The sequence below is a fragment of the Pseudomonas sp. Pseusp18 genome, assembly GCF_059506005.1.
Genome location: NZ_CP169240.1, coordinates 6,324,565 through 6,349,806, shown reverse-complemented (window position 1 = coordinate 6,349,806; position 25,242 = coordinate 6,324,565). Strand labels below are relative to the sequence as shown.

The window sequence follows — 25,242 nt, the reverse complement described above, 5'->3', positions numbered from 1 at the left end:
TGGGAAAGATCAAAAGATCGCAGCCTGCGGCAGCTCCTACGGGGTTTTCAGTAGCCTTTCGGTTAGCGAACGTTCAGCACGAAGCTGACGCGGGTCAGCCATTCTGCTTCCAGGGCGAAGTCGGCCTGGGTCAACTGGTTGTCATCCAGCCAATGTTCCGGGAATAACACATCCAGGCTGTCGCCGTTGGCGTGCAGCACGACTTGTGGCATTTCCTGGGTGCCACGGATGTGGTGGAACAGAATCGCAAAGCGCAGCAGCACGCACAGGCGAATCAGCTTGATGCCGTCGTCGCCAAAATCGGCAAACCTGTCCTTGGGAATATTGCGACGGTGGCCACGCACCAGTAGCGCGAGCATCAGTTGGTCTTCGCGGGAGAACCCGGCCAGGTCCGAATGCTCGATCAGGTACGAGCCGTGTTTGTGATACTGATAGTGGGCGATGTCCAGGCCCACTTCATGGACCTTGGCTGCCCAGCTCAGCAGTTCGCGCCAGACGCCGTCATCCAGCTCCCAGTCCGCGGCCACTTGATCGAAGGCATGCAGCGCCTTGCGTTCGACCCGCGCAGCTTGCTCCAGATCGACGTGGTAACGCTCCATGAGCGAGCTGAGCGTGCGCTCACGGACATCTTCGTGATGATGACGGCCCAGCAGGTCATAGAGCACGCCTTCGCGAAGGGCGCCTTCACAGTGGTCCATGCGTTGCAGTTCGAGGGCGTCGAAGATCGCTTCGAGAATCGCCAGCCCGGCGGGAAAGATCGCCCGGCGGTCGGGCTTGATGCCTTCGAAGTCGATTTTCTCGACATCACCGAGTTTGATCAGCTTGCGCTTGAGCCAGGCCAAGCCTTCGGCGTTCACCTCGCCAGTGCCATGCCCGCCGGCCTTCAGCGCCAGGCCAATGGCGCGAATGGTGCCCGAGGAGCCGATGGCTTCATCCCAGGTCAGGCGGTGCAGGGCGTGTTCGATGCTCATGATCTCCAGCCGCGCCGCGGTGTACGCCTGGGCGTAGCGGGCCGGGGTGATCTTGCCGTCCTTGAAATAGCGTTGGGTGTAGCTGACGCAACCCATTTGCAGGCTTTCGCGCAGCAATGGCTCGAATCTCTGCCCGATGATGAATTCGGTACTGCCGCCGCCGATGTCGGCCACCAGGCGTTTGCCCGGGGTATCGGCGAGGGTGTGGGAGACGCCGAGGTAAATCAGGCGCGCTTCTTCACGACCGGAGATGACTTCTACCGGATGGCCGAGGATTTCTTCGGCGCGGTGGATGAATTCAGCGCGGTTACGGGCTTCGCGCAGGGCGTTGGTGCCGACGATCCGCACGGTGCCGGGCGGCATACCGCTGATCAGTTGGGCGAAACGCTTCAGGCAATCGAGCCCGCGTTGCATGGATTCTTCGCTGAGTTGACGCTCTTCGTCGATGCCGGCGGCCAGCTGAACCTTCTCCCCGAGACGCTCGAGAATCCGGATTTCGCCGTTCTGGGCCTTGGCCACGACCATGTGAAAGCTGTTGGAGCCTAGGTCGATAGCGGCGATCAGGGACAGATTCTTGACTTGGGATAGCGGCATGGTCAGGGGGTCTCGGTCGTTAACCTCGACATCCTGCCACGATCAAAGGCTCGCGCCAACGCGTACGGTTTAATGCCTTGATCCAGCGCACGGACGACGTGGGTTCCTGTGGCGAGGGAGCTTGCTCCCGCTGGGCAGCGTAGCGGCCCCAAAACCATTCAACGCAGTGCTTCAGGAAAAGCCGGTCGGCAGGTTTTACGACTGCTGCGCAGCCCAACGGGGGCAAGCCCCCTCACCACAGGGGTGTCAGCCCGCCGCCTCCACGGTCCCAATGAAGTTCGCCAGCTCCGCCGTCTGCGGGTTGGCAAACAACACCTTCGGATCTCCCACCTCATGCACCTTGCCCTGGTGCATGAATACCAATTTGTCGCCCACCTCCCGGGCAAAGCGCATCTCATGGGTGACCATGATCAATGTCATGCCTTCCCTGGCCAGTTGCCGGACCACGCTCAACACTTCATTGACCAGTTCCGGGTCCAGGGCCGAGGTGATTTCGTCGCACAGCAAGACTTTCGGCGACATGGCCAGCGCCCGGGCGATCGCCACCCGTTGTTGCTGGCCGCCAGAGAGTCGATCCGGGAAGGCGTCGAATTTCTCGCCCAGCCCGACCCGTTCCAGCATCTGTCGCGCCCGTTCGGCGGCTTTGGCTTTCGGCACTTTCTGCACCACTTGTGGCGCAAGCATGACGTTTTCGCCGACGGTCAGGTGCGGGAACAGGTTGAACTGCTGGAACACCATCCCGACTTTCTGCCGCAGGCTGCGCAGGTCGGCGCGGGCGGCGTCGAGGTATTCGCCGTCGACTTCGATCACGCCGTCGTTGATAGATTCCAGACCATTGAGGGTGCGCAGCAAGGTGGATTTGCCCGAGCCGCTGCGACCGATGATCGCCACCACCTGGCCTTCCTCGATACTCAGATCGATGCCTTTGAGTACATGGTGGTCGCCGTAATATTTATGCAGGGCGGAAATTTTAAGCAGAGGCATGCAGTCTCCTTTCCAGGTAGCGCGCACTGAGGGACAAGGGGTAGCAGAGCAGGAAGTAACCGAGGGCGACGAGGCCGTAGACCATGAACGGTTCGAAGGTCGCGTTGGCGAGCATGCCGCCGGTCTTGGTCAGTTCGGTAAAGCCGATGATCGAGGTGACGGCGGTGCCCTTGACCACTTGCACCGAGAAGCCCACGGTCGGCGCCACGGCGATGCGCAGCGCTTGTGGCAGAATCACGTAGCGCAATTGCTCCAGCGGGTTGAGCGCCAGGCTCGACGAGGCTTCCCACTGGCCGTTGGGGATCGAGTCGACGCAACCGCGCCATATCTCCGCCAGGTAGGCGCTGGTGAACAGCGTCAAGGCAATCGCCGCCGCCATCCACGGTGAAATTTCCACACCGGCCAAGGCCACACCGAAGAACACCAGAAACAGCTGCATCAATAGCGGCGTGCCCTGGAACAATTCGATGTAGGTGCGGGCGAAGTGGCTGGGCAGGGATTTCTTTGAAATCCGCATCACCATGATCAGCAAACCGATCAGCCCACCGCCGATAAACGCCACCAGCGACAACGCCAGCGTCCATTGCAGGCCTGTGAGCAGGTTGCGCAGGATGTCCCAGAAGGTGAAATCGCTCATTGGCTGCTCCTTGCACTGCTTTTGGACAGGTAGCGGCGGCCGATCCAGTTCAGCAATTGGCGGATCAGCAGCGCCATGCACAGGTAGAGCAGCGTGGTCAGGGCATAGGTTTCAAAGGCGCGAAAGTTGCGCGACTGAATGAAGTTGGCGGCGAAACTCAGCTCTTCGGTGGCGATCTGCGAACAGACCGCCGAGCCGAGCATGACGATGATGATCTGGCTGCTCAGGGCCGGCCAGACTTTGCCCAGTGCCGGCAGCAGAACCACGTGGCGGAAGGCTTCGAAACGCGACATCGCGAGGGCGGCTGCGGCTTCCAGTTGTCCGCGGGGGATCGCTTGAATGCCGGCGCGGATGATCTCGGTCGAATAGGCGCCCAGGTTGATCACCATCGCCAGCACCGCCGCTTGCCATTCGGAAATCTGCAGGCCCAGCGACGGCAAACCGAAGAAGATGAAAAACAACTGCACCAGAAAGGGTGTGTTGCGGATCAACTCGACGTAGACCCCGAAAATGCCGGCGAACGGGCGGATGTTCCACGCCCGCACTAGTGCGCCGATGATGCCCAGAGCGACCCCGAACACTGCGCCAACGGCCGTCAGCTCAAGGGTGAACAACGCACCGCGCAGCAGCAGGTCGGTGTTTTCCACCACCGGCAAGAAATCGAACTGATAAGCCATAAGTCGTCTCCCGAGCGAACGATCAGAGATCGGCCGGCAGCGGTTCTTTCAGCCAGGTTTGCGAGTTCTTCTCCAGCGCACCGTCAGCCTTGGCGGTGGTGAGGATCTGATTGACCTTGTCCAGCAACGCCGGCTCGTTCTTGTTCACGCCGACGTACACCGGCGAGTCCTTGAGCTTCACTTTCAGGGCTGGTACGCGTTTCGGGCTTTTCTCGCTGATGGCCACCATCACCACGTTGCCGCTGGCGATCAGGTCGACTTGCCCGGCAAGGTAGGCGGCGATGGTCGAGTTGTTGTCTTCGAAGCGTTTGATAGTCACGCCTTCGGGGGCGACTTTGGTCAGCTCAATGTCTTCGATGGCGCCACGGGTGACGCTGATGGTTTTGCCCTTGAGATCGTCCAGACCCTTGATGGCGGCGTCTGGCGGACCGAATACGGCGAGGTAGAACGGCGCGTAGGCGCGGGAGAAATCGATGACTTTCTCACGTTCAGGGTTCTTGCCGAGGCTGGATATCACCAGGTCGACCTTGCCGGTGGTCAGGAACGGGATGCGGTTGGTGCTGTTGACCGGGGTCAGTTCGAGTTTGACCTTGAGTTGGTCGGCCAGCAGTTTGGCGGTATCGATGTCGAGGCCGCGAGGTTTCATGTCCGGGCCGACCGAACCGAACGGCGGGAAGTCCTGGGGCACGGCGACTTTGAGGGTGCCGCGTTTGACTACATCCTCCAGACCGTCGGCGTGGGCGGGTGCCTGGCTCAGCATCAGGCTGGCAAACAGGGCGGCGAGGAGGGCGCTGTAACGCATGGTCATGGCAAATCTCCGGATCGGCGGGAAGTGATTTCTGCGGATCGACAGAGCACGGGCCATGCCAAGATTCGGTTTCAGGGGTTGCAGGCCACGGTTTTGCTGGTGTTTCTCGGTCTTACTGGTCTGAACAGTTGGGTGGCATTTCGCACCTTGATGGCGCAATCGTGAAAACTCCCGAACCCCCATGGGGCACGACTTGCCGGACGTCGCGAATAGCTTTACAACTAGCCGCTCATTGGCCTGGTTCGTCTGAAGAAACCATGAACTCGATCTCCCGCGCAGTACCTGAAGTGGCGCTGCAAGCCATCCGCAAACTGATCACCGAGCAAGGTTTCGGGGCGGGTGATGCCTTGCCCTCGCAACGGGACCTAGCGGTGCAGTTGGGGGTCAGCCGGGCATCGTTGCGCGAGGCGTTGTCGTCCCTGAGTGCGCTGGGCGTGATCAGCATCCAGCCGGGCAAGGGCGTGTTCGTGCAGTCACCGGTCGATCTGCCCCGGGGCGATGCGGTGCCGGGCTGGCCATTCGCGGCCCAGGCATCGCCGCTGGACATCTTCCAGTTGCGCTATGCGCTGGAGGGTTTTGCCTCGGGCTTGGCGGCCGTGACCCTGAGCACCGACGATCTCGATGCCCTGGAAGACAACGTCGCCGCCATGCGCAACGAGCTGCGTGCCGCCAACTTCGATGCGGCGGCGCGACTGGACTTCGAGTTTCACCGGCGCATCCTCCTGGCCAGCGGCAATCAGGCGATGCTGAGCATCCTGACAGCTAGCGCCGACATCTTTCTGGAGAGCCAGAAGCTACCGTTCATCCGGGCCGAACGGGCCATGGAAACCTGGCAGGAACACCGTAAAATCCTCCGTGCACTGGCGCGCCGATCGTCCGGCGCCGCACAGAAGGCCATGCAGGAGCACGTGCGCAACGCCGCCCTGCGCACCGGGATTGCCTTCGTCGCTCCCGCCACCTCGTGACTTGAGCTATACCCAAATTCATGGGCCACCATAGCGAGACTCAATCATCTGCGGCTTCCTGAACGGGGGAAGGGCAGCTATGATGGGCCACGTTTTTTTGCTTACAACCTGGAGACTTCCATGAGCAGCGATCTTATCAAACACGTTAGCGACGCTAGCTTCGAGGCCGACGTACTCAAGGCCGAAGGCGCTGTACTGGTCGACTACTGGGCTGAGTGGTGCGGCCCTTGCAAAATGATCGCTCCTGTCCTGGACGAAATTGCCGAGACCTACAAAGGCAAGCTGACCGTTGCCAAACTGAACATCGACGAGAACCAGGAAACCCCGGCCAAGCATGGCGTGCGTGGTATCCCGACGCTGATGCTGTTCAAGAACGGCAACGTCGAAGCCACCAAGGTCGGCGCGCTGTCGAAGTCGCAATTGGCCGCTTTCCTCGACGCCAACATCTAAGCGTTGTTATAAAGCGTCATGAAAAGGCCCCGCATTATGCGGGGCCTTTTCGTTATTGAGGGCTAGACGCTCCGAAACTCAGGTGGTACATTCGGCCCCGCACTGGTTTCTCCACTGCCCCCTGCTAGCCGTCGCCGACGCACTCCTTTTCGAATAAGTACGCGATCCTGTCGCCTTCTCTGCGGCGCGGCCTCATTAAGCCAAAAGCTTAATTTCCCCCCTCCATAAATGATTACGTCATTCCTATATGAATCTGACTGAACTCAAGCAAAAGCCGATTACCGAACTGCTCGAATTGGCCGAACAGATGGGCATAGAAAATATGGCCCGTTCGCGCAAGCAGGACGTGATTTTCTCCCTGCTCAAAAAGCACGCTAAAAGCGGCGAGGAAATCTCCGGTGATGGCGTGCTGGAGATTCTCCAGGACGGCTTCGGCTTCCTGCGCTCCGCTGACGCTTCCTATCTCGCCGGCCCGGACGATATCTACGTCTCGCCGAGCCAGATCCGTCGCTTCAACTTGCGCACCGGTGACACCATCGTTGGCAAGATCCGTCCTCCGAAGGAAGGCGAGCGGTATTTCGCGCTGCTCAAGGTCGACACGATCAACTACGATCGTCCCGAGAACGCGAAAAACAAGATTCTCTTCGAGAACCTGACCCCGCTGTTCCCGACTGTGCGCATGAAGATGGAAGCCGGTAACGGTTCCACCGAAGACTTGACCGGTCGTGTCATCGACCTGTGCGCCCCGATCGGCAAAGGCCAGCGCGGCCTGATCGTTGCTCCGCCGAAAGCCGGTAAAACGATCATGCTGCAGAACATCGCGGCAAACATCGCGCGTAACAATCCTGAAGTTCACCTGATCGTGCTGTTGATCGACGAGCGTCCGGAAGAAGTGACCGAAATGCAGCGCACCGTGCGCGGCGAAGTGGTTGCCTCGACGTTCGACGAGCCGCCAACCCGCCACGTGCAGGTTGCCGAAATGGTGATCGAGAAGGCCAAGCGCCTGGTCGAGCACAAGAAGGACGTGGTGATTCTGCTCGACTCCATCACCCGTCTGGCGCGTGCCTACAACACCGTGATCCCGAGCTCCGGCAAGGTGCTGACCGGTGGTGTCGATGCCCACGCCCTGGAGAAACCGAAACGTTTCTTCGGTGCTGCACGGAACATCGAAGAAGGCGGCTCGCTGACCATCATCGCTACCGCGCTGGTTGAGACCGGTTCGAAGATGGACGAAGTGATCTACGAAGAATTCAAAGGCACCGGCAACATGGAACTGCCTCTGGATCGCAAGATCGCCGAAAAACGTGTGTTCCCGGCCATCAACATCAACCGCTCCGGTACTCGCCGCGAAGAGTTGCTGACAGCCGACGACGAACTGCAGCGTATGTGGATCCTGCGCAAACTGCTGCACCCGATGGATGAAGTCTCTGCCATCGAGTTCCTGGTCGACAAGCTGAAACAGACCAAGACCAACGACGAGTTCTTCCTGTCGATGAAACGCAAGTAACACGAAGTACTGTCTGGTCCTGGAGTTGGTTAAGCCTGTCCAGGACGGGACAAATGCTTCAAAGAAGGGCGCCCCCAAAAGGGCGCTCTTTTTTTTGCGCTCGGTATTTTGTATCTGGATTGATACTTGTCGTGCTGTAAACTGGAGCCCATTCAATGGGTGCCGCCGCCCGCTAACAGCAGATCAATTGCCCCTGTATTCAATCTGGCTGGCGATTGAGTCAAGTGTTTTGACAGATCTTTCCAGAAGTTGATCTCCGTCGAATCTCCGCAGTCGCGCTACCGGTGAGTCCCTTTTCAATCAGCTTTGTATCGGGAACGACAAGGAACGTTATGCACACATTTGGCAATCGCCGTGATATCGACGGATTGCGGGCTCTGGCCGTTATTCCGGTCGTGCTGTTTCATTTTGGCTTCAGCACTTTCAGCGGTGGCTTTGTCGGTGTCGATGTCTTCTTTGTCATTTCCGGATTCCTGATTACCAGCATCCTGTTCCGTGAGATCGACGCGCAGCGTTTCAGCTTCGTCGATTTCTGGGCCCGCCGTGCACGACGGATCATTCCGGCCCTGAGTGTGGTGCTGCTGGCGACGCTGGCTCTGGGCTGGTTGCTGCTGACGGCCAGGGACTTCTCCGAGTTGGGAAGAACGGTTCGTTATCAGTCGCTGTTCATTTCAAACATTCTGTTCATGCGCGAAGACGGCTACTTCCAGCCTGCGTCGGAATTGAAGCCGCTGCTGCATACCTGGTCCCTGGCCGTTGAAGAGCAGTACTACATCTTCTTTCCGCTGTTGATGGTGTTGTTGATGCGCCATGTACGCCATTGGCGCTGGATGCTGTTTGCCATGCTGCTGGTGTCTTTTGGGCTCAATATTGCCTATATCGACCGCAAGCCCGACGTCGCTTTCTTCTCGCTGCCGACACGCGCCTGGGAGCTTTTGTGCGGTGCCATGCTCGCGGTCTTGCCCGCCTCAAAACAGGCTGTGCGGCCCTGGCTCTATCAGTCTGTGGGAGTGGCCGGGTTAACGGCGGTCCTGGTGGCAGTTTTCACTTTTGACAAGGCGACGGTGTTCCCAGGCTGGGCGGCACTGCTGCCTGTGCTCGGTGCAACCGCGCTGATCTGGTCTGGCGGGCACGGTTCTACATGGAGCGGTCAGGTTTTAAGTGCTCGCGCGCTGGTATGGATCGGCTTGCTCTCCTATTCCTTGTATTTGTGGCACTGGCCGGTCTATGTCTACGCCAATGCCACTTCGATCGACGGCATTCAGCCCTTGGAGGCTACGGGCTGGATGCTATTGGCGCTCGGGCTTGCTTGGTTGAGCTGGCGTTTCGTCGAACTTCCATTCCGTGAGCGGCGCCTGCTTGCCGGACGCAAGCCTGTGTTACTGGGGGGCTTGCTGGCCATGGTCGCGCTGGCTGTCACAGGTTCGATGGTGCGATCGGCGGATGGTTTTCCTGGGCGCCTTACCGGCAAAGCGCTGGAATATGCGCAGTCTCGAGAGTGGCGGGCCGGGCAGATGAAATGCATGTTGGTGACTTCGGACAAAGAACTGGACAAGGCGTGTCTGGTGGGTGGTAACGAAGAGATTCCGGCGACACAAATGTTCTGGGGCGACAGTCACGCGGCCGCGCTGTTACCGGCGATCGAAAGTAGCGCAAAGCGCGAGGGTCGCCCGGTATGGCTTTACAGCATGAGTGCCTGTCCGCCGGTTCTGAGCAATGACCTGCGCCAGCGTTGCAAGGATTTCAACGAGCAGACAATGGAGCGGGTTCGCAGTCTGCAGATCAAGGATGTGGTGCTGGCATCCAATTGGAACCTGTACATTTACGGTCGCGAAGACGGCGATAAAAAGGTCCTGCTTAATCAGTATGACAATATGGCTCAGGCCGAGGAACGCATGGCCATGGCGCTCAAGGCACGGGTGGCGGCGATAAGAGGCGCGGGCGCGCAAGTCTGGTTGTTCAAGGAAGTACCGCTGCAACGCAAGGGCTCCATTGACCGACTGACGAGCCTGGCCCGCATCGGGCGATCGGCCGAGGGACTGGGCCGACCGCTCGAAGAGCATCTGGCGCGCCAGCGTTTTCTCAATACCTTGTTCGACTCGATGAGTGCCGCCGACCCAGGTGTGCATGTCATCGATCCCACGCCATTGATGTGTGTGGGCCAGATTTGCAGTATCGAGGTCAATGGTCATTCGCAGTACAAGGACGAGGATCATCTTTCGGACGCCGGCAGTGCCCGCTTGAGCCCGTTGTTTGCCCCGGTGCTGCTGGGTGCAAATCACAATTGATTGCTGCTGCGCACTGACAGGCTGCTGTTTGGGCGGCAGAGCAGGTAGGATGTACGCCTATTTTAGGGGTGCCATCGTCAAATGAAATTCAAGGATCTTCGGGATTTCGTGCAGCAGCTTGAGCAGCGCGGAGAGTTGAAACGCATCCAGATCCCCGTCTCTCCAGTGCTGGAGATGACCGAAGTCTGCGATCGCACGCTACGGGCCAAGGGCCCGGCGCTGCTGTTCGAAAAACCTGTCGGCTATGACATTCCGGTGCTCGGCAACCTGTTCGGCACCCCCGAGCGGGTGGCCATGGGCATGGGGGCCGAATCGGTCAGCGAGTTGCGCGAAATCGGCAAGTTACTGGCGTTCCTCAAGGAGCCCGAGCCGCCGAAAGGTTTGAAGGACGCCTGGTCCAAGCTGCCGATCTTTCGCAAGATCATCTCGATGGCGCCGAAGGTTGTCAAAGACGCAGTGTGCCAGGAAGTGGTCATCGAAGGCGACGATGTCGACCTCGCGATGCTGCCGGTGCAAACCTGCTGGCCAGGCGATGTCGGCCCGCTGATCACTTGGGGCCTGACTGTCACCAAAGGTCCGAACAAGGATCGCCAGAACCTCGGCATCTACCGTCAACAGGTGATCGGTCGCAACAAGGTGATCATGCGCTGGTTGAGCCACCGTGGCGGCGCGCTGGATTACCGCGAGTGGTGCGAAAAACACCCCGGCCAGCCGTTCCCGGTATCCGTGGCACTGGGCGCTGACCCGGCCACCATTCTTGGCGCCGTGACGCCGGTGCCGGACAGCCTCTCCGAATACGCTTTCGCCGGTCTGCTGCGGGGCAATCGCACTGAACTGGTGAAATGCCGCGGCAACGACCTGCAAGTACCGGCCACGGCCGAAATCATCCTCGAAGGCGTGATCCATCCGGGCGAAATGGCCGATGAAGGTCCGTACGGCGACCACACCGGCTACTACAACGAAGTCGACAGCTTCCCGGTGTTCACCGTCGAGCGCATCACCCATCGGATCAAGCCGATCTACCACAGCACCTACACCGGCCGTCCGCCGGATGAGCCGGCGATTCTCGGTGTGGCGCTGAACGAAGTGTTCGTGCCGATCCTGCAGAAGCAATTCCCGGAGATCACTGATTTCTACTTGCCGCCCGAAGGCTGCTCGTACCGCATGGCCATCGTGACCATGAAGAAGTCGTATCCCGGCCACGCCAAGCGGGTAATGCTCGGTGTCTGGTCGTTTTTGCGACAGTTCATGTACACCAAGTTCGTTATCGTCACCGACGACGATATCAACGCACGGGACTGGAACGACGTGATCTGGGCCATTACCACGCGCATGGACCCCAAGCGCGACACGGTGATGATCGATAACACGCCGATCGACTACCTGGACTTCGCCTCGCCGGTCTCCGGCCTGGGTTCGAAGATGGGGCTCGATGCCACGCATAAATGGCCAGGCGAAACCACCCGTGAGTGGGGCCGGGTCATCGTCAAGGATGAAGCCGTTACCCAACGGATCGATGCCATCTGGAATCAGTTAGGAATAGATTGATGCGTGTAACCTTGCAGCCCTCCGGAGCAGTGCTTGAGATTCTGCCCGGCGAGCGGATTCTCGATGGCGCGCGGCGCCTGGGCTATGAATGCCCGCAAAGCTGCCGCAACGGCAATTGCCATGTGTGCGCGGCGTTGCTGGTGGAAGGACGAGTCGAACAAGCCGGCGGTGTGCGCGATCATGGCGAGTTCTACACTTGCATAGCAGAGCCGCTGGAAGACTGCATCGTGCTGTGGGATGGCGTGCTCGCGCTGGGAGAACTGCCGGTGCGCAGCGTGTCGTGTCAGGTCATTGAATGCAGGGACGTCGGCGGCGATACCTGGCGCGTGCGTCTGCGTGCGCCAGCGGGCAAGCCACCGCGCTATCACGCCGGCCAGTACCTGATGATCGAGCGTGAGAGTGGCGAGAAATCCGCTTTTTCCCTGGCCTCTGCACCGCATTCCGGCCGCGACCTGGAAATTCATGTGCTGGCGCGCGAAAGCAGCGCGCTGAGCCTGATCGAACAGCTCCAGCGCAGCCCGATGGTGCGGATCGAGATGCCGTTCGGCGACACCCATCTGGCGGAACTGCCGAACGGTCCTCTCGTATTGATTGCTGCCGGTACCGGCATGGGCCAGATCCACAGCCTGATCGAACACTGTCGCGCCACGGGCTTCAAGCATCCGGTGCACCTGTATTGGGGCGTACGTCGTCCCGAAGACTTTTATGAGATCGAACATTGGGATGAATGGCTGAAGCTGCCCAATCTGTTCCTGCATAAAGTCGTCAGCGATCAATGCGGCTGGCAGGGGCGCTGCGGCATGTTGCATGAGGCGGTGTGTGAAGATTTCCCTGATCTGAAAGCACTGCACGTCTATGCCAGCGGCTCTCCAGCCATGGTCTATGGCACGCTCGATGCTTTGGTCGAAGCGGGGATGGATGCCCATCAAATGCGTGCCGATGTATTTGCTTACGCCCCGCGATCGTAGGTGCGTGAACCGTTCTAGAAGCGCACCCCGGTTGTCACCATGGCGGCATTGAAGCCGAGCAATACCAGCTCGGCTGCCAATGGTCCGTAGTGTGCCCCGACTGAAGGAATGATCACCGGCGCGACCCCGAAGTGATTCAGAGGGATCTTGTCCTGAGACTTGCCGCTGTAACCTTGCAACAGACCACCGGTGAGTTTTATGTACACGGGATAGTCAGCACTCTCGTAGCGTTTGCCCGCATACGCATAATATGAACGCTGGCTGAACGAGTTGCGAAAAGTTGCTCCACCAAACAACCAACCGGACGCTTGCTCGCGCTCAAGACCGATGAGGTCCTGATTGTTATTGTGGTCGGAGTCGGGGGAGAAGTGTCTGGTATAGACGCTGGCCTGAAAATACCAGGAGCCGGTGTCTTTCGCAGAGGTGTCCTCGGCCAGCGAGTGCTGCGCCGTGAGCATTAGAAGTAACCCGTAAATCCATGGTGTTTTCATTATTCAGGCCTTTGAGGCAGTTTGGTTTGCGTCTTTGGGTGGCCGTTATACGCGACGTAAAGCTGCAATGGGTAGGCGGTAAATCCGAAGGGTTTGTAGGCATTTTCTCCTAAGTGAGCTTTATCCTAGACGCGCCGAATGCTTATGTATATTTCGTTCTGGTATTTAAGAATTCTGTTAAATGATATTAGGGTATAACGCCAAGCCCTCCAGCTTCAGTATTGGATTTTTTATGGGGGGCGCAAGGTCATAGGACGCTTAGTACTTTTCGTTTTAGTATTACTGCTATATGTTCTATGAAGTGAAAGTTGTTTATATTTTGTAATAATTGCTGGACCGAAATTTTATTGCCATGAGCGCCATCGAATCTGCTTTTTTGAATCTGGCTTACCCTCCGCGGCTCGATCTGGGGCCGCAGCTTACACACGAACAATTGCTCAGCTCGATGCAGTCGACCATGGCGCGCCACAAGGGTGGGCCGGTCTGGCTATTCGCTTATGGTTCGCTGATCTGGCGGCCTGAATGTGTGGCGGTTGAGCGAGTGCGCGGCCGGGTGCATGGCTATCATCGCGGTTTGTACCTGTGGTCCCACGAGCATCGCGGCACGCCGGAAGTGCCGGGGCTGGTATTTGGCCTGGATCGCGGTGGTTCGTGCAGCGGGTTCGCCTATCGCTTGCCCGAAGAACAACTCGAAGCTTCACTTTATGCACTCTGGCAGCGCGAGATGCCATTCCCTTCCTATCGTCCACACTGGCTCAACTGCCGTCTTGAAAACGGAAACCAGGTTCAGGCATTGGGATTTGTATTGGAGCGGCACCTGCCCAGCTATGCCGGCAACTTGCCGGATCATGTGCTGAGCCAGGTGTTCGAAAGCGCTTGCGGGCGTTACGGCACCACTCGCGAGTATGTCGAGCAGACCGCCCACGCCCTGCGGAGCCACGCCATGCCAGACCGGAATCTGGAGGCGCGGCTCAAGCGCTGCAAATCAAAGGCAGATCAAGCGAGCGCTTCGCGGCTCTGACTGGCGACGTTCTTGTGGCCCAGGGTAGGGGCCAGGAACGCCATTGCCAGCAGGCAGGCAACGACCAACAGAATGAAGCCGCCATCCCAGCCGAAGTAGTCCACGGTGTAGCCCATCATGGCGCTGGCCGCGACGGAACCACCCAAGTAACCGAACAGGCCGGTAAAGCCTGCGGCCGTACCCGCGGCCTTCTTCGGCACCAGTTCCAGCGCCTGCAGGCCGACCAGCATCACCGGGCCGTAGATCAGGAAGCCGATGGCGAACAGCGAGATCATGTCGATCATCGGATTGCCCGGTGGATTCAGCCAATACACGATCGTCGCAACGGTCACCAACGCCATGAAGACCATGCCGGTCAGGCCACGGTTGCCACGGAAGATCTTGTCCGACATCCAGCCGCACAGCAAGGTGCCGGGAATGCCCGCCCACTCGTACAGGAAGTAAGCCCACGAGGTCTTGTCGAAGTCGAAGTGCTTGACCTCTTTGAGGTAGGTCGGCGCCCAGTCCAGAATGCCGTAGCGCAGCAGGTAGACGAAAACGTTAGCCAGTGCGATGAACCAGAGCATTTTGTTGCGCAGCACGTATTTGACGAAGATGTCCTTGGCGCTGAATTCCTCTTCGTGACTGGCGTCGTAGCCTTCCGGGTAATCGTTCTTGTACTTTTCGATCGGCGGCAGGCCCGTCGACTGCGGTGTATCGCGCATCACAATGAAGGCAAACACGGCGACCAACAGCGCCACGGCAGCCGGTACGTAGAACTTGCTGTGCCAGTCGTTGAACCAGCCCATGCCGAGAATCGCCAGCGGGCCGATCAAGCCACCGCCAACGTTATGCGCGGTGTTCCAGACCGAAACCACACTGCCACGCTCTTTCTGCGACCACCAATGCACCATGGTTCGCCCGCTCGGCGGCCACCCCATGCCTTGTGCCCAGCCGTTGATGAACAGCAGGATGAACATCATGGTCACGCTGGACGTGGCCCAAGGTGCGAAACCGAAAACGAACATCACCGCGGCGGACACCACCAGGCCAAAGGGCAGGAAGTAACGCGGGTTGGAGCGGTCGGACACGATGCCCATCAGAAACTTGGACAGGCCGTAGGCGATTGCAATCGCCGACATCGCCACACCCAGTTGGCCTTTTGTATAGCCTTGGGCGATCAGGTCCGGGAACGCCAGGGTGAAGTTCTTGCGCAGCAGGTAGTAACCGGCATAGCCAATGAAAATCCCGGCGAAGATCTGCCAGCGAAGGCGTCGGTAGGTGCTGTCTATTTTTTCTTCAGGCAATGGAGCCTGATGTGCGGCAGGACGAAAGAAAGCAAACATTCAAGAGCTCCAGATTTCTTGTTTTGACTGCGGATGCGAATGTTACAGTTTCGTTACCGAAAATAGCACCGGTTCGCATCGGCAAAACAGCGGAAATGTTGGAGATTGCATGTTCCTTTATGAACATGTCGCTCAGGTATAAATGAGAGTCGGTACGGGGATGACGGAGCCAGGTCGCAGGTTGCGACCTGGCTGGAAAACGATCAGCGAACCTGCACGACCACCTTCCCGACCGCCTTGCGCTGGCCAAGATCATTGATCGCCTGCGCCGCATTGCTCAGTGGATACACCTGCGACACCAGTGGCTTCAATTTGCCTTCGGCGAACCAGTGGAACAACTGTTGGAAGTTCGCCGCATTGTCCTGTGGCTGGCGCTGGGCAAACGAGCCCCAGAACACGCCGACCACTGCGGCACCTTTGAGCAGTGCCAGGTTCACTGGCAGCTCGGGGATGCGTCCACTGGCGAAACCGACCACCAGAAGACGACCGTTCCAGGCGATGGCGCGGATGGCCTGGTCGAACAGGTCGCCACCCACCGGGTCGTAGATCACGTCGGCGCCCTGGCCGTCGGTCAGGCGTTTGATTTCGTCCTTGAGGCTGGTTTCGCTGTAGTTGATCAGCTCATCGGCGCCGGCGGCTTTGGCCACCGCGAGTTTTTCCGCACTGCTGGCGGCGGCGATCACTCGGGCGCCCATGGCTTTGCCGATTTCCACGGCGGCGAGGCCGACGCCGCCGGACGCGCCGAGCACCAGCAAGGTTTCGCCGGGTTGCAGGTTGCCCCGTTGCTTGAGGGCGTGCATCGAGGTGCCGTAGGTCATGCTGAAAGCGGCGGCGGTGTTGAAGTCCATCGATGGCGGGATCGGCAGCACGTTGTAGCCCGGCACCGCGACCTGCTCGGCGAAACTGCCCCAGCCAGTCAGGGCCATGACCCGGTCACCGACCTTGAGGTGGCTGACCTTTTCCCCCACAGCGCTGACCACGCCAGCCGCTTCGCCACCCGGTGAAAACGGGAAGGGCGGCTTGAACTGGTATTTGCCCTCGATGATCAGCGTGTCCGGGAAATTCACCCCGGCCGCGTGCACGTCCAGCAGGATTTCGTTCTTCTTCGGGGCGGGGCTGGCGACGTCTTCCAGCACCAGCGATTCGGCGGGGCCGAAGGCTTTGCACAGCACGGCTTTCATCAGGGCTATTCCTTTGGGAGTGATGGCCGATAAGTGTAGGTGTGTGAGTTAACGGGTCAACGAGCATGCCCAGCCCTGATAGTCAGCCATAAGCTTGTGCTTGAGCGGCGGGTCGTTATGCTAGGCCGCAAACCGGATAAGGAGCGAATTGTGAAAGCGTGGATCATGTTGATGGTGGCCCTGTCTCTGCCTGTGGCAGCGATGGCCGAAGAAGCCAAAGAAGGTGAAGCCCCGAAGGTCAACTACATCACCCTGAGCCCGCCGTTTGTGGGCAACTATGGGCTGGACGGTACGCCGAAGCTCAAGGTCTACAAGGCCGATGTGGCGCTACGGGTGACCGGTGACGAGGCGACCAAGGCGGTGAAGGCCAATGAGCCTCTGATCCGCAATCAGCTGGTGGCGTTGTTTGCCCAGCAGACCACCGAAACCATGAATAACGTCGAGGCCAAGGAAAAGCTGCGTCAGGAAGCCTTGAAGCAGACCCAGCAAGTGATGAGCGACGAAACCGGCAAGCCGGTGGTTGAGGATCTGTTGTTCAACAACCTGATCATTCAGTGAGTTCTTGCCTTGTCTGATTGATTGCCGAGATCGCAGCCTTCGGCAGCTCCTACGCCGAGCGCGTTCCCCGTAGGAGCTGCCGCAGGCTGCGATCTTTTAGCGATCTTCAACGCAGAGCCATAACCGCCGCCCACTGCTCAGCCGTCACCGGCATCACCGACAGGCGCGAGCCTTTCTGTACCAATGGCATCTCGGCCAGTGCCGTTTGCTGTTTCAGATAATCCAGCTTCAGCACCTTGGAAAACGTCTCGACGTGAGCGACATCGATCGCGCTCCAGGCGTTTTTCTCGGCAGTGGCCTTCGGATCGAAGTAATGACTCTCGGGCTCCAGCGCTGTCGGGTCCGGATACGCTGCCTCGACGATCTTTCCGATCCCGGCAATCCCAGGCTCAGGGCAACTGGAGTGATAGAAGAAAAATTCGTCGTCCACTGCCATGGCCCGTAAAAAGTTGCGCGCCTGGTAGTTGCGAACCCCGTCCCAGCGCGCTCGGCCAAGCTTCTCCAGGTCTTTGATGGAGAGTTCGTCGGGCTCGGATTTCATCAGCCAATAAGCCATGGTTTTGCTCCTTGCGAGGTGGGTGGGCAAGTGGTCAGGCAATTTTATGACAAACCGACAGTCGGTTGACGCCAGCGTTTGCGTGTCGGTTCACGTTGTCGCAAAATGCCGGCCTTCTTAGCTTGACGCTGCTGCACGGCCTACACCTACAACGGAAACCGCTGCTGTCATCGTGTTGATGTGCCTTTGGGGGGCAGTCGATGAAACGCAAACCGGATTTACTATGGATTTTGGTTATTTTATTCGGCCTTGGTGTCGTGACCACCGGCTATGCCCAAAGCCTGTGGAACAACAAACCCGATGCTCCCGTCGAGATCGCGCAGCAACAGCCGTCGGCCTTCAAGCGCTGAACCTGTCTTTTAGGCGCCGCTGATATCAGTGGCGTCTAGTCCGCGAAATACCACGCCTTGTCAGTGACCGTGCCCTGCAACGGTACATCCCAGCTCGCCTGAGCCAATCGTTGAACCTTCTGACATTCATGGGCCAAGCCCAGCAGCGTCGGCTTGCGCCAGTTCTTGCGACGCGCCAGGTACGCCAGGCTTCGGTCGTAGAAGCCGCCGCCCATACCCAGGCGTCCGCCGACATCGTCAAACCCCACCAACGGCAGCAACACCAGATCCAGCGCCCAGACCTTGCGTTGCCGGGCGATATTGGCCCGTGGTTCGGGAATTCGGAAACGGTTGGGTTTGAGTTTTTCGCCGGGACGAATCCGCTGGAACACCATTTTGGTTCGCGGCCAGGCGCTGAGTACCGGCAGGTACGTGGCCTTGCCCCGACGTTGCGCGGCACGCATCAGCAGGCGCGGGTCGATTTCACCGTCGGTGGGCAGGTACAGGGAGATGTGTTTTGCGCGGCGAAACAGTGGGTGCTGGGCCAATTGCTTATACAGCCCGCGAGCGGCTTCGCGTTGCTGACAGGGGGTCAGTGCGCGGCGGGCCTTGCGCAGCATGCGTCGAAGTTGCGGTCGGGGCAGCAGCGCAGGTTCGGTCATGGATTCAGGCTTCAGAAAGTGCGAGTACTAAAAGCGTACCCGTAAACATGCCGATGCCGGTATGAAAACCGGCATCGGATTGAAATCAGGCTCCCCGGATGAACCGCTGCTGACTTAGCCCTTGAACCCGAAAGTTCAAGGTGGAAGATGCAGTAGGCTTTAAGGCTTTCCGTCTAGCGGACATGCACACCAGCCCAACGTGCAACCTCCAGGGTAGTGCGAATCGGCTCAGGGACGTGGTCAACTGGCAAGCACCCCAGGGAGTGATGCGAGTATAACTCAAGCGGCCTGGCGAATCAGCCCTTGGTGACATCCGGATCGGTCGACAGCGCCAGGTCGACGCGGTCCAGCAGGTCGCGAACCTGTTCGCGGGTCGAACCGCTGGCCTGCACATCCGGACGTTCTTCCTTGTGCAGAAGGTCGTGCGTGATGTTCAGCGCAGCCATCACGGCAATGCGGTCGGCGCCGATGACTTTGCCGCTGCTGCGGATTTCGCGCATCTTGCCGTCCAGGTAGCGGGCGGCGCTGATCAAGTTGCTGCGCTCTTCCTGGGGGCAGATGATCGAATATTCTTTGTCGAGGATCTGCACGGTAACGCTATTGCTTGAACTCATGAGTCTTGCTCCAGGGCCTTGAGGCGCGAAATCATCGATTCGACCTTACGCCGGGCGATTTCATTTTTTTCAATGAGGTGCGCGCGTTCCTCGCGCCAGGTCTTTTCTTGAGCTAGTAAGAGTGCGTTTTGACTCTTTAGTTGCTCGACTCGGGTAATCAGCAGCTCGAGTCTGGCCATCAGCGCTTGCAGGTCGGTGTCTTCCATTGTGTCCACGTGTTCGTCTGATGGGAGGTAGCTGGCGGACAGCCTTTAATAGTCTTGGCGAGTCTGTCGATGTAGGATACAAGGCCTTCATTCTAGACATAGCGCCGTCTGGCGCCTAGCTACCCATGCCCATTCAGAATTCTCCGTACCAAGCCTTCGCCACCCTGCTGAGTACCAGCGGCCATCCCGTCTCGCCTGCCGAGTTGCACGGCCTGCTGCTCGGCCGTAGCTGCGCCGGTGCCGGTTTCGATGCCGACAGCTGGCTGGCAGACGCCGCCGAGCTGCTCGAAGGCGAGCCGCAAGACAACGTTCGCAACGCCTTGATCGGCCTGCAAGAGATGGTCAAGGGCGAGCTTACCAGCGACGACATGACCGTTGTTCTGCTGCTGCCGAGCGACGACGCGCCGCTCACCGAGCGCGCAGCCGCGCTGGGCCAGTGGTGCCAGGGCTTCCTCACTGGCTTCGGCCTGACCCGTCGCGAATATGCCCTCAGCGCTGAAGCGACTGAAGTACTGCAGGATCTGGCCGCCATTTCTCAGGTGCAAGACGCCCTGGAAGAGTCCGACGACGGCGAAAGCGACTACATGGAAGTCATGGAGTACCTGCGCGTCGCACCGTTGCTGCTGTTCACTGAAACCAAGAAAACCGACGAAGCAGCCGCCAAACCGTCGTTGCATTAATCGCGAGCCAGGAAAAGCCATCTGCCCATGATTCATATCCCGAAATCGGAATACAGCCGTCGCCGCAAGGCCTTGATGGCGCAGATGGAACCCAACAGCATCGCCATTCTGCCCGCCGCCGCGGTTGCCATTCGCAACCGTGATGTCGAGCACGTTTACCGTCAGGACAGCGACTTCCAGTACCTCAGCGGCTTTCCCGAGCCTCAGGCCGTTATCGTTTTGATTCCCGGTCGCGAACATGGCGAGTACATCCTGTTCTGCCGTGAGCGCAATGCCGAGCGCGAGCTGTGGGACGGCCTGCGCGCCGGTCAGGAAGGCGCGATCCGCGACTTCGGCGCCGACGACGCTTTCCCCATCACCGACATCGACGACATCCTGCCGGGCCTGATCGAAGGCCGCGACCGGGTGTATTCGGCCATGGGCAGCAACCCGGAATTCGATCGACACCTGATGGACTGGATCAACGTGATCCGCTCCAAGGCGAATCTCGGTGCCCAGCCGCCGAACGAATTCGTTGCCCTGGATCATCTGCTGCACGACATGCGCCTGTATAAATCGGCGGCAGAAGTGAAGGTGATGCGCGAAGCCGCGCGGATTTCCGCCCAGGCGCATATTCGGGCGATGCAGGCCAGCCGTGCCGGTTTGCATGAGTTCAGCCTCGAAGCCGAGCTCGATTACGAATTCCGCAAGGGCGGGGCGAAGATGCCGGCCTACGGTTCGATCGTCGCCGCCGGGCGCAACAGCTGCATCCTGCATTACCAGCAGAATGACGCGGTGCTCAAAGACGGCGATCTGGTGCTGATCGATGCTGGTTGCGAGATCGACTGCTATGCCAGCGACATCACCCGCACCTGGCCGGTCAACGGCAAGTATTCACCGGAACAGAAGGCGATCTACGAGCTGGTGCTGGCTTCCCAGGAAGCGGCGTTTGCCGAAATCGCACCGAACAAACACTGGAATCAGGCGCACGAAGCCACGGTTCGAGTCATTACCACGGGCCTTGTGAAGTTGGGCCTGTTGCAGGGCGAGGTCGATGAACTGATCGCCAGCGAAGCCTACAAGGCGTTTTACATGCACCGCGCCGGCCACTGGCTGGGCATGGATGTGCATGATGTCGGCGAGTACAAGGTCGGCGGCGAATGGCGCGTGCTGGAAGTCGGCATGGCGCTGACGGTCGAGCCGGGCATCTACATTGCCCCGGACAACCAGAACGTGGCGAAGAAATGGCGCGGCATTGGCGTGCGCATCGAGGACGACGTGGTGGTCACCAAAACCGGTTGTGAAATCCTGACGAGTGGCGTGCCGAAAACGGTCGCCGAGATCGAGGACTTGATGGCCGCCGCACGGACACAAGCGGCATGAGTCGAGTCAATCTGGCAATCATCGGCGGCGGCCTGGTTGGCGCCAGCCTGGCGTTGGCGTTGCAGGCCGGGGCCAAGGCCCGTGGCTGGAAGATCGTGCTGATCGAACCCTTTGCCCCCGGCGATACGTACCAACCGAGCTATGACGCTCGCTCTTCGGCGTTGTCGTTCGGCGCCCGGCAGATTTATCAACGGCTGGGCGTGTGGCAGGAAATCTCCCGCCGCGCCGAGCCGATCAAGCAGATTCATGTCTCCGACCGTGGGCGTTTTTCCACGGCGCGGTTGTCGGCGATGGAAGAGGGCGTTCCAGCACTGGGTTATGTGGTGGAAAACGCCTGGCTCGGCCAATGCCTCTGGCACAGCCTGGACAAGGACGTGATCAGTTGGCGTTGCCCGGCGGAAGTCACCGCCATGGAACCGCTGACCGACGGCTATCGCCTGACGCTCAACGATGAAACCCTGGTGGAATGCGACCTCGCGGTGTTGGCCGATGGCGGCCGTTCGGGCCTGCGTGAACAGCTGGGGATCGGCGTCAAGACGCGCCCGTACAACCAGAGCGCGCTGATCGCCAACATCACTCCGAGCGAAGCGCACAACGGCATGGCCTTCGAACGCTTCACTGACGACGGCCCAATGGCTTTGTTGCCGCTGCCGGAAAACCGCTGCGCCCTGGTCTGGACCCGTCTGGGCATGGACGCGCAACGGCTGGCGGCCCTTGATGACCGCAGCTTTCTCAGCGAGTTGCAGGGCGTGTTCGGTTATCGCCTCGGCACGCTGAAACAGGTTGGCGCCCGCAATTTGTATCCGCTGTCGCTGATCGAAGCCGAGGAGCAAGTCCGCCCGCATCTGGCGATCCTCGGCAACGCCGCGCACAGCCTGCACCCGATTGCCGGACAAGGCTTCAACCTGTCCCTGCGCGATGCCCAGGCTTTGGCTGACACCTTATTGAGCAGCGAGACCGCGCTCGGCGACTTTGCGACCTTGCAGGCTTATCGCGAGCGCCAGCGTCTGGACCAGAACCTGACCGTGGGCTTCTCCGATCAGGTCACCCGGTTGTTCGGCAGCACCCAGCCGCTGGTTTCCCTGGGGCGCAACATCGGCCTGCTCGGTCTCGATCTGCTGCCGCCGGCCAAGCGCTGGTTCGCTCGGCAGGCCATGGGCCTGGGTACGCGTCCGGATGTTTAAGCGGGTGCACCTGCACATCAATATTCATGACGACGCGAGCACTTCGGTGACGCGCGTCGAGAGAACCCTTTACCTGCGGCTCAAGCCGCAAGCGAGACAGGCCTAAAGCATGGAAATGCGCGCAGATCTGCTGATTGTCGGGGCCGGAATGGTCGGCAGTGCCCTGGCGCTGGCGTTACAAAACAGCGGGCTTGAAGTCCTGCTGCTGGACGGCAGCCCTTTGAGCGTCAAACCCTTCGATGGCCAAGCGCCGTTCGAGCCGCGGGTGAGTGCCCTGTCGGCGGCCAGCCAGCGAATACTCGAACGCCTGGGCGTGTGGGACGGCATCGCCAACCGGCGCAGCAGCCCCTACACCGACATGCACGTCTGGGACGGCAGCGGCACTGGGAAAATCCATTTCTCGGCGACCAGCGTACATGCCGACGTGCTTGGGCATATCGTCGAGAACCGTGTGGTTCAGGACGCCTTGCTCGACCGGCTGCACGACTGCGACCTCGGGATGCTGGCCAATGCGCGTCTGGAGCAGATGCGCCGTTCCGGTGACGATTGGCTGCTGACCCTGGCCGATGGCCGCACCTTGCGGGCACCGTTGGTGATCGCGGCGGATGGCGCCAACTCGGCGGTGCGGCGCCTGACCGGCGTTGCGACCCGCGAATGGGATTACATGCACCACGCGATCGTCACCAGTGTGCGCTGTTCCAAACCGCATCAAATGACCGCGTGGCAGCGTTTCACCGACAACGGCCCGCTGGCGTTTCTACCGCTGGAACGTGACGGTCAGCAGGATTGGTGCTCGATTGTCTGGTCGACCACGCCGAGCGAAGCCGAACGCCTGATGGCACTGGACGACGAAAGCTTCTGCAAGGAGCTGGAGCGGGCCTTCGAAGGCTGCCTCGGCACGGTGCTCAGTGCCGACCCGCGTCTGTGCGTGCCGCTGCGTCAGCGTCATGCCAAGCGTTACGTGGCAGAAGGTCTGGCGCTGATCGGCGACGCGGCCCACACCATCCATCCGCTGGCCGGGCAGGGCGTGAACCTCGGTTTCCTCGATGCCGCAGTGCTGGCCGAAGTGCTGCTGCAAGCGGCCGCGCGCGGTGAGCGGTTGGCGGATGTGAAAGTGCTCAGTCGCTATGAGCGTCGGCGCATGCCCCATAACCTGGCGTTGATGGCGGCGATGGAAGGGTTCGAACGGCTGTTCCAGGCCGATCCGTTACCGGTGCGCTGGTTGCGCAATACCGGGTTGAAGATGGTCGACCAGATGCCCGAGGCCAAGGCGTTGTTCGTGCGCGAAGCGCTTGGGTTGATCGGGGATCTGCCGGCGTTGGCCAAGGCCTGAAGCGGGCACGGCCCTGTGGCGAGGGGGCTTGCCCCCGTTGGGCTGCGAAGCAGTCCCGGCATTTATCCCAGACAAAATCTGCAATCCGGTCTGCGACCGCTGCGCGGTCGAACGGGGGCAAGCCCCCTCGCCACATTTGTCTTTCATTCGGCTATGCAACATCTGGTAACTCCTCCACCCAGTGTTCGATTGAGAAGCGAAATGTGAGTCCTTATCATTTGGGCTCACTTCCCCATTTCGAGAGACCGCTTCCATGTTGGCACCCAAGCGTCTACTGACCGCACTGGCCCTGACCCTGATAGGCAGCACCGCCGCCCAGGCTGCCGACGCGGTGGTGGTTTACTCCTCGCGTATCGATGAGCTGATCAAACCGGTCTTCGATGCCTACACCCAGAAAACCGGCGTACAGGTGAAGTTCATCACCGACAAGGAAGCGCCGTTGATGCAGCGGATCAAGGCCGAGGGCGAAAACGCCACTGCCGACCTGCTGCTGACCGTCGATGCCGGCAACCTTTGGCAGGCCGAGCAGATGGGCATCCTCCAGCCGTTCACCTCCAAGGTGATCGACGCCAACATTCCGCTGCAATACCGCGCATCCTCCCATGCCTGGACTGGCTTGAGCCTGCGGGCGCGGACCATCGCCTACTCCACCGACCGGGTGAAACCCGGTGAGCTGACCACCTACGAGGCGCTGGCCGACAAACAGTGGGAAGGCCGCCTGTGCCTGCGCACGGCGAAGAAGGTCTACAACCAGTCCCTGACCGCCACCATGATCGAAGTCCATGGCGCCGAGAAAACCGAGAAGATCCTCAAAGGCTGGGTCAATAACCTGTCCACCGACGTGTTCTCCGACGACATCGCCGTGCTGGAAGCGATCAACGCCGGTCAGTGCGACGTCGGCATCGTCAACACGTACTACTACGGCCGTCTGCACAAGCAGAAGCCGGACTTGCCGGTAAAGCTGTTCTGGCCGAATCAGGGCGACCGTGGCGTGCACGTCAACCTGTCGGGTATCGGCCTGACCAAACACGCACCGCACCCGGAAGCCGCCAAGGCGCTGGTGGAGTGGATGACCACACCTGATGCGCAGAAGATTTTCGCTGACATAAACCAGGAGTTCCCGGCCAACCCTGCCGTTCCGCCTTCGGCTGAAGTCGCGAGTTGGGGCAAGTTTGTCGCCGATACCTTGCCAGTGGAAATCGCCGGCAAGCGTCAGGCTGAAGCGATCCGGATGATGGATCGGGTCGGCTGGAACTGAGTCTGCTGTTTTAAAGGTCAAAAGATCGCAGCCTGCGGCAGCTCCTACCGGGTGAATACCATCCTGACGTAGGAGCTGCCGCAGG

At 59.8% G+C, this 25,242-nt stretch carries 26 protein-coding genes and 1 other RNA gene; 14 read left to right on the top strand and 13 right to left on the bottom strand.

The features are described 5' to 3' along the window. Positions 1-62: 62 nt before the first annotated feature. The 5 genes from ppx to ACEN9A_RS28695 all read right to left on the bottom strand — a co-directional run bounded on the left by ppx (position 63) and on the right by ACEN9A_RS28695 (position 4,671). On the bottom strand, positions 63-1,565 hold the full coding sequence (gene ppx / locus ACEN9A_RS28715) for an exopolyphosphatase (protein ID WP_019650140.1): 1,503 nt from the start codon (positions 1,563-1,565) through the stop codon (positions 63-65). 246 nt (positions 1,566-1,811) lie between these two features. Next, the gene (locus tag ACEN9A_RS28710; RefSeq protein ID WP_258671576.1) at positions 1,812-2,549 is read right to left on the bottom strand and encodes an amino acid ABC transporter ATP-binding protein; all 738 of its coding nucleotides are present in this window, start codon (positions 2,547-2,549) and stop codon (positions 1,812-1,814) included. After that, a complete protein-coding gene (locus ACEN9A_RS28705) occupies positions 2,536-3,186 on the bottom strand; it encodes an amino acid ABC transporter permease (RefSeq protein ID WP_007899375.1) in 651 nt (216 codons plus the stop codon). The genes ACEN9A_RS28710 and ACEN9A_RS28705 overlap by 14 nt, the downstream gene beginning before the upstream one ends. Continuing rightward, positions 3,183-3,863 carry an amino acid ABC transporter permease gene (locus ACEN9A_RS28700; RefSeq protein WP_019580523.1) on the bottom strand — a complete coding sequence of 227 codons (681 nt, stop codon included), beginning with the start codon at positions 3,861-3,863 and terminating at the stop codon, positions 3,183-3,185. Before ACEN9A_RS28700 ends, ACEN9A_RS28705 begins: the two co-directional genes overlap by 4 nt. A 22-nt stretch (positions 3,864-3,885) precedes the next feature. Next, positions 3,886-4,671 (bottom strand): transporter substrate-binding domain-containing protein, encoded by a 786-nt coding sequence (locus ACEN9A_RS28695; RefSeq protein ID WP_019650143.1) that lies wholly within the window; start codon positions 4,669-4,671, stop codon positions 3,886-3,888. Between the two features lie 257 nt (positions 4,672-4,928). Here ACEN9A_RS28695 and ACEN9A_RS28690 point away from each other — a divergent pair, with 257 nt between their 5' ends. From ACEN9A_RS28690 to ACEN9A_RS28665, 6 genes are all read left to right on the top strand, one after another. After that, entirely contained in the window at positions 4,929-5,636 is a 708-nt protein-coding gene (locus ACEN9A_RS28690; protein ID WP_258671574.1) for a FadR/GntR family transcriptional regulator, read from the top strand. Between the two features lie 120 nt (positions 5,637-5,756). Next, positions 5,757-6,086 carry a thioredoxin TrxA gene (gene trxA / locus ACEN9A_RS28685; RefSeq protein WP_003206727.1) on the top strand — a complete coding sequence of 110 codons (330 nt, stop codon included), beginning with the start codon at positions 5,757-5,759 and terminating at the stop codon, positions 6,084-6,086. A gap of 247 nt (positions 6,087-6,333) precedes the next feature. Further along, positions 6,334-7,593 (top strand): transcription termination factor Rho, encoded by a 1,260-nt coding sequence (gene rho, locus ACEN9A_RS28680; protein ID WP_007899384.1) that lies wholly within the window; start codon positions 6,334-6,336, stop codon positions 7,591-7,593. A gap of 332 nt (positions 7,594-7,925) precedes the next feature. After that, positions 7,926-9,881, top strand: coding sequence for an acyltransferase family protein (locus tag ACEN9A_RS28675; protein WP_258671572.1), 1,956 nt, complete (start codon positions 7,926-7,928; stop codon positions 9,879-9,881). A gap of 81 nt (positions 9,882-9,962) precedes the next feature. Then, positions 9,963-11,429 carry a 4-hydroxy-3-polyprenylbenzoate decarboxylase gene (gene ubiD / locus ACEN9A_RS28670; RefSeq protein WP_018927571.1) on the top strand — a complete coding sequence of 489 codons (1,467 nt, stop codon included), beginning with the start codon at positions 9,963-9,965 and terminating at the stop codon, positions 11,427-11,429. Continuing rightward, the gene (locus tag ACEN9A_RS28665; RefSeq protein ID WP_258671570.1) at positions 11,429-12,397 is read left to right on the top strand and encodes a CDP-6-deoxy-delta-3,4-glucoseen reductase; all 969 of its coding nucleotides are present in this window, start codon (positions 11,429-11,431) and stop codon (positions 12,395-12,397) included. The genes ubiD and ACEN9A_RS28665 overlap by 1 nt, the downstream gene beginning before the upstream one ends. Before the next feature lie 14 nt (positions 12,398-12,411). Here the strand turns inward: ACEN9A_RS28665 and ACEN9A_RS28660 are convergent, their stop codons facing one another. Next, entirely contained in the window at positions 12,412-12,855 is a 444-nt protein-coding gene (locus ACEN9A_RS28660; protein ID WP_258674230.1) for a sn-glycerol-3-phosphate transporter, read from the bottom strand. Positions 12,856-13,240: 385 nt separating this feature from the next. Here ACEN9A_RS28660 and ACEN9A_RS28655 point away from each other — a divergent pair, with 385 nt between their 5' ends. Then, entirely contained in the window at positions 13,241-13,909 is a 669-nt protein-coding gene (locus tag ACEN9A_RS28655) for a gamma-glutamylcyclotransferase (RefSeq protein WP_258671567.1), read from the top strand. On the opposite strand, the gene glpT is transcribed toward ACEN9A_RS28655, so the two are convergent. Both glpT and ACEN9A_RS28645 read right to left on the bottom strand, forming a co-directional pair. After that, positions 13,885-15,234, bottom strand: a complete 1,350-nt coding sequence (gene glpT / locus ACEN9A_RS28650; protein WP_253417678.1) for a glycerol-3-phosphate transporter — start codon at positions 15,232-15,234, stop codon at positions 13,885-13,887. The genes ACEN9A_RS28655 and glpT overlap by 25 nt on opposite strands. Before the next feature lie 203 nt (positions 15,235-15,437). Then, a complete protein-coding gene (locus tag ACEN9A_RS28645; RefSeq protein ID WP_019580532.1) occupies positions 15,438-16,415 on the bottom strand; it encodes an NADPH:quinone oxidoreductase family protein in 978 nt (325 codons plus the stop codon). A gap of 150 nt (positions 16,416-16,565) precedes the next feature. Here ACEN9A_RS28645 and ACEN9A_RS28640 point away from each other — a divergent pair, with 150 nt between their 5' ends. Beyond that, positions 16,566-16,973, top strand: a complete 408-nt coding sequence (locus ACEN9A_RS28640; RefSeq protein ID WP_019650151.1) for a flagellar basal body-associated protein FliL — start codon at positions 16,566-16,568, stop codon at positions 16,971-16,973. Between the two features lie 106 nt (positions 16,974-17,079). Here the strand turns inward: ACEN9A_RS28640 and ACEN9A_RS28635 are convergent, their stop codons facing one another. After that, on the bottom strand, positions 17,080-17,529 hold the full coding sequence (locus tag ACEN9A_RS28635) for an EVE domain-containing protein (protein ID WP_019650152.1): 450 nt from the start codon (positions 17,527-17,529) through the stop codon (positions 17,080-17,082). Positions 17,530-17,729: 200 nt separating this feature from the next. Here ACEN9A_RS28635 and ACEN9A_RS28630 point away from each other — a divergent pair, with 200 nt between their 5' ends. Continuing rightward, positions 17,730-17,879, top strand: a complete 150-nt coding sequence (locus ACEN9A_RS28630) for a hypothetical protein (RefSeq protein ID WP_018927582.1) — start codon at positions 17,730-17,732, stop codon at positions 17,877-17,879. Between the two features lie 35 nt (positions 17,880-17,914). On the opposite strand, the gene ACEN9A_RS28625 is transcribed toward ACEN9A_RS28630, so the two are convergent. From ACEN9A_RS28625 to ACEN9A_RS28610, 4 genes are all read right to left on the bottom strand, one after another. Further along, positions 17,915-18,520 (bottom strand): 5-formyltetrahydrofolate cyclo-ligase, encoded by a 606-nt coding sequence (locus ACEN9A_RS28625; RefSeq protein WP_019650153.1) that lies wholly within the window; start codon positions 18,518-18,520, stop codon positions 17,915-17,917. A gap of 87 nt (positions 18,521-18,607) precedes the next feature. Further along, positions 18,608-18,786: non-coding RNA, 6S RNA (gene ssrS / locus ACEN9A_RS28620), on the bottom strand. Positions 18,787-18,816: 30 nt separating this feature from the next. Then, a complete protein-coding gene (locus ACEN9A_RS28615; protein WP_018927584.1) occupies positions 18,817-19,134 on the bottom strand; it encodes a cell division protein ZapA in 318 nt (105 codons plus the stop codon). Next, positions 19,131-19,340: a TIGR02449 family protein gene (locus ACEN9A_RS28610; protein ID WP_007940359.1), complete on the bottom strand. Its 210-nt coding sequence runs from the start codon at positions 19,338-19,340 to the stop codon at positions 19,131-19,133. Before ACEN9A_RS28610 ends, ACEN9A_RS28615 begins: the two co-directional genes overlap by 4 nt. A gap of 125 nt (positions 19,341-19,465) precedes the next feature. Here ACEN9A_RS28610 and ACEN9A_RS28605 point away from each other — a divergent pair, with 125 nt between their 5' ends. The 5 genes from ACEN9A_RS28605 to ACEN9A_RS28585 all read left to right on the top strand — a co-directional run bounded on the left by ACEN9A_RS28605 (position 19,466) and on the right by ACEN9A_RS28585 (position 25,157). After that, entirely contained in the window at positions 19,466-20,020 is a 555-nt protein-coding gene (locus ACEN9A_RS28605; RefSeq protein WP_007940361.1) for a YecA/YgfB family protein, read from the top strand. 27 nt (positions 20,021-20,047) lie between these two features. Further along, positions 20,048-21,382, top strand: coding sequence for a Xaa-Pro aminopeptidase (pepP, locus tag ACEN9A_RS28600; RefSeq protein WP_258671565.1), 1,335 nt, complete (start codon positions 20,048-20,050; stop codon positions 21,380-21,382). Beyond that, positions 21,379-22,566, top strand: a complete 1,188-nt coding sequence (gene ubiH / locus ACEN9A_RS28595; protein WP_019650156.1) for a 2-octaprenyl-6-methoxyphenyl hydroxylase — start codon at positions 21,379-21,381, stop codon at positions 22,564-22,566. Before pepP ends, ubiH begins: the two co-directional genes overlap by 4 nt. 115 nt (positions 22,567-22,681) lie before the next feature. Continuing rightward, positions 22,682-23,899 (top strand): 2-octaprenyl-3-methyl-6-methoxy-1,4-benzoquinol hydroxylase, encoded by a 1,218-nt coding sequence (locus ACEN9A_RS28590; protein ID WP_167331189.1) that lies wholly within the window; start codon positions 22,682-22,684, stop codon positions 23,897-23,899. Positions 23,900-24,152: 253 nt separating this feature from the next. Then, positions 24,153-25,157, top strand: a complete 1,005-nt coding sequence (locus ACEN9A_RS28585; protein ID WP_258671564.1) for an extracellular solute-binding protein — start codon at positions 24,153-24,155, stop codon at positions 25,155-25,157. Positions 25,158-25,242: the final 85 nt, after the last annotated feature.

What these genes read in the sequence shown, in the direction of transcription:
- ubiH (WP_019650156.1), top strand. Translation starts at nt 21,379, where the DNA reads ATGAGTCGAGTCAATCTGGCAATCATCGGCGGCGGCCTGGTTGGCGCC.
- ACEN9A_RS28700 (WP_019580523.1), bottom strand. Translation starts at nt 3,863, where the DNA reads ATGGCTTATCAGTTCGATTTCTTGCCGGTGGTGGAAAACACCGACCTG.
- ACEN9A_RS28615 (WP_018927584.1), bottom strand. Translation starts at nt 19,134, where the DNA reads ATGAGTTCAAGCAATAGCGTTACCGTGCAGATCCTCGACAAAGAATAT.
- ACEN9A_RS28605 (WP_007940361.1), top strand. Translation starts at nt 19,466, where the DNA reads ATGCCCATTCAGAATTCTCCGTACCAAGCCTTCGCCACCCTGCTGAGT.
- ubiD (WP_018927571.1), top strand. Translation starts at nt 9,963, where the DNA reads ATGAAATTCAAGGATCTTCGGGATTTCGTGCAGCAGCTTGAGCAGCGC.
- pepP (WP_258671565.1), top strand. Translation starts at nt 20,048, where the DNA reads ATGATTCATATCCCGAAATCGGAATACAGCCGTCGCCGCAAGGCCTTG.
- ACEN9A_RS28695 (WP_019650143.1), bottom strand. Translation starts at nt 4,671, where the DNA reads ATGACCATGCGTTACAGCGCCCTCCTCGCCGCCCTGTTTGCCAGCCTG.
- ACEN9A_RS28665 (WP_258671570.1), top strand. Translation starts at nt 11,429, where the DNA reads ATGCGTGTAACCTTGCAGCCCTCCGGAGCAGTGCTTGAGATTCTGCCC.
- ACEN9A_RS28610 (WP_007940359.1), bottom strand. Translation starts at nt 19,340, where the DNA reads ATGGAAGACACCGACCTGCAAGCGCTGATGGCCAGACTCGAGCTGCTG.
- ACEN9A_RS28690 (WP_258671574.1), top strand. Translation starts at nt 4,929, where the DNA reads ATGAACTCGATCTCCCGCGCAGTACCTGAAGTGGCGCTGCAAGCCATC.
- rho (WP_007899384.1), top strand. Translation starts at nt 6,334, where the DNA reads ATGAATCTGACTGAACTCAAGCAAAAGCCGATTACCGAACTGCTCGAA.
- ACEN9A_RS28660 (WP_258674230.1), bottom strand. Translation starts at nt 12,855, where the DNA reads ATGCTCACGGCGCAGCACTCGCTGGCCGAGGACACCTCTGCGAAAGAC.
- ACEN9A_RS28635 (WP_019650152.1), bottom strand. Translation starts at nt 17,529, where the DNA reads ATGGCTTATTGGCTGATGAAATCCGAGCCCGACGAACTCTCCATCAAA.
- ACEN9A_RS28655 (WP_258671567.1), top strand. Translation starts at nt 13,241, where the DNA reads ATGAGCGCCATCGAATCTGCTTTTTTGAATCTGGCTTACCCTCCGCGG.
- ACEN9A_RS28630 (WP_018927582.1), top strand. Translation starts at nt 17,730, where the DNA reads ATGAAACGCAAACCGGATTTACTATGGATTTTGGTTATTTTATTCGGC.
- ACEN9A_RS28590 (WP_167331189.1), top strand. Translation starts at nt 22,682, where the DNA reads ATGCGCGCAGATCTGCTGATTGTCGGGGCCGGAATGGTCGGCAGTGCC.
- ACEN9A_RS28710 (WP_258671576.1), bottom strand. Translation starts at nt 2,549, where the DNA reads ATGCCTCTGCTTAAAATTTCCGCCCTGCATAAATATTACGGCGACCAC.
- ACEN9A_RS28675 (WP_258671572.1), top strand. Translation starts at nt 7,926, where the DNA reads ATGCACACATTTGGCAATCGCCGTGATATCGACGGATTGCGGGCTCTG.
- glpT (WP_253417678.1), bottom strand. Translation starts at nt 15,234, where the DNA reads ATGTTTGCTTTCTTTCGTCCTGCCGCACATCAGGCTCCATTGCCTGAA.
- ACEN9A_RS28705 (WP_007899375.1), bottom strand. Translation starts at nt 3,186, where the DNA reads ATGAGCGATTTCACCTTCTGGGACATCCTGCGCAACCTGCTCACAGGC.
- ACEN9A_RS28625 (WP_019650153.1), bottom strand. Translation starts at nt 18,520, where the DNA reads ATGACCGAACCTGCGCTGCTGCCCCGACCGCAACTTCGACGCATGCTG.
- ppx (WP_019650140.1), bottom strand. Translation starts at nt 1,565, where the DNA reads ATGCCGCTATCCCAAGTCAAGAATCTGTCCCTGATCGCCGCTATCGAC.
- trxA (WP_003206727.1), top strand. Translation starts at nt 5,757, where the DNA reads ATGAGCAGCGATCTTATCAAACACGTTAGCGACGCTAGCTTCGAGGCC.
- ACEN9A_RS28585 (WP_258671564.1), top strand. Translation starts at nt 24,153, where the DNA reads ATGTTGGCACCCAAGCGTCTACTGACCGCACTGGCCCTGACCCTGATA.
- ACEN9A_RS28645 (WP_019580532.1), bottom strand. Translation starts at nt 16,415, where the DNA reads ATGAAAGCCGTGCTGTGCAAAGCCTTCGGCCCCGCCGAATCGCTGGTG.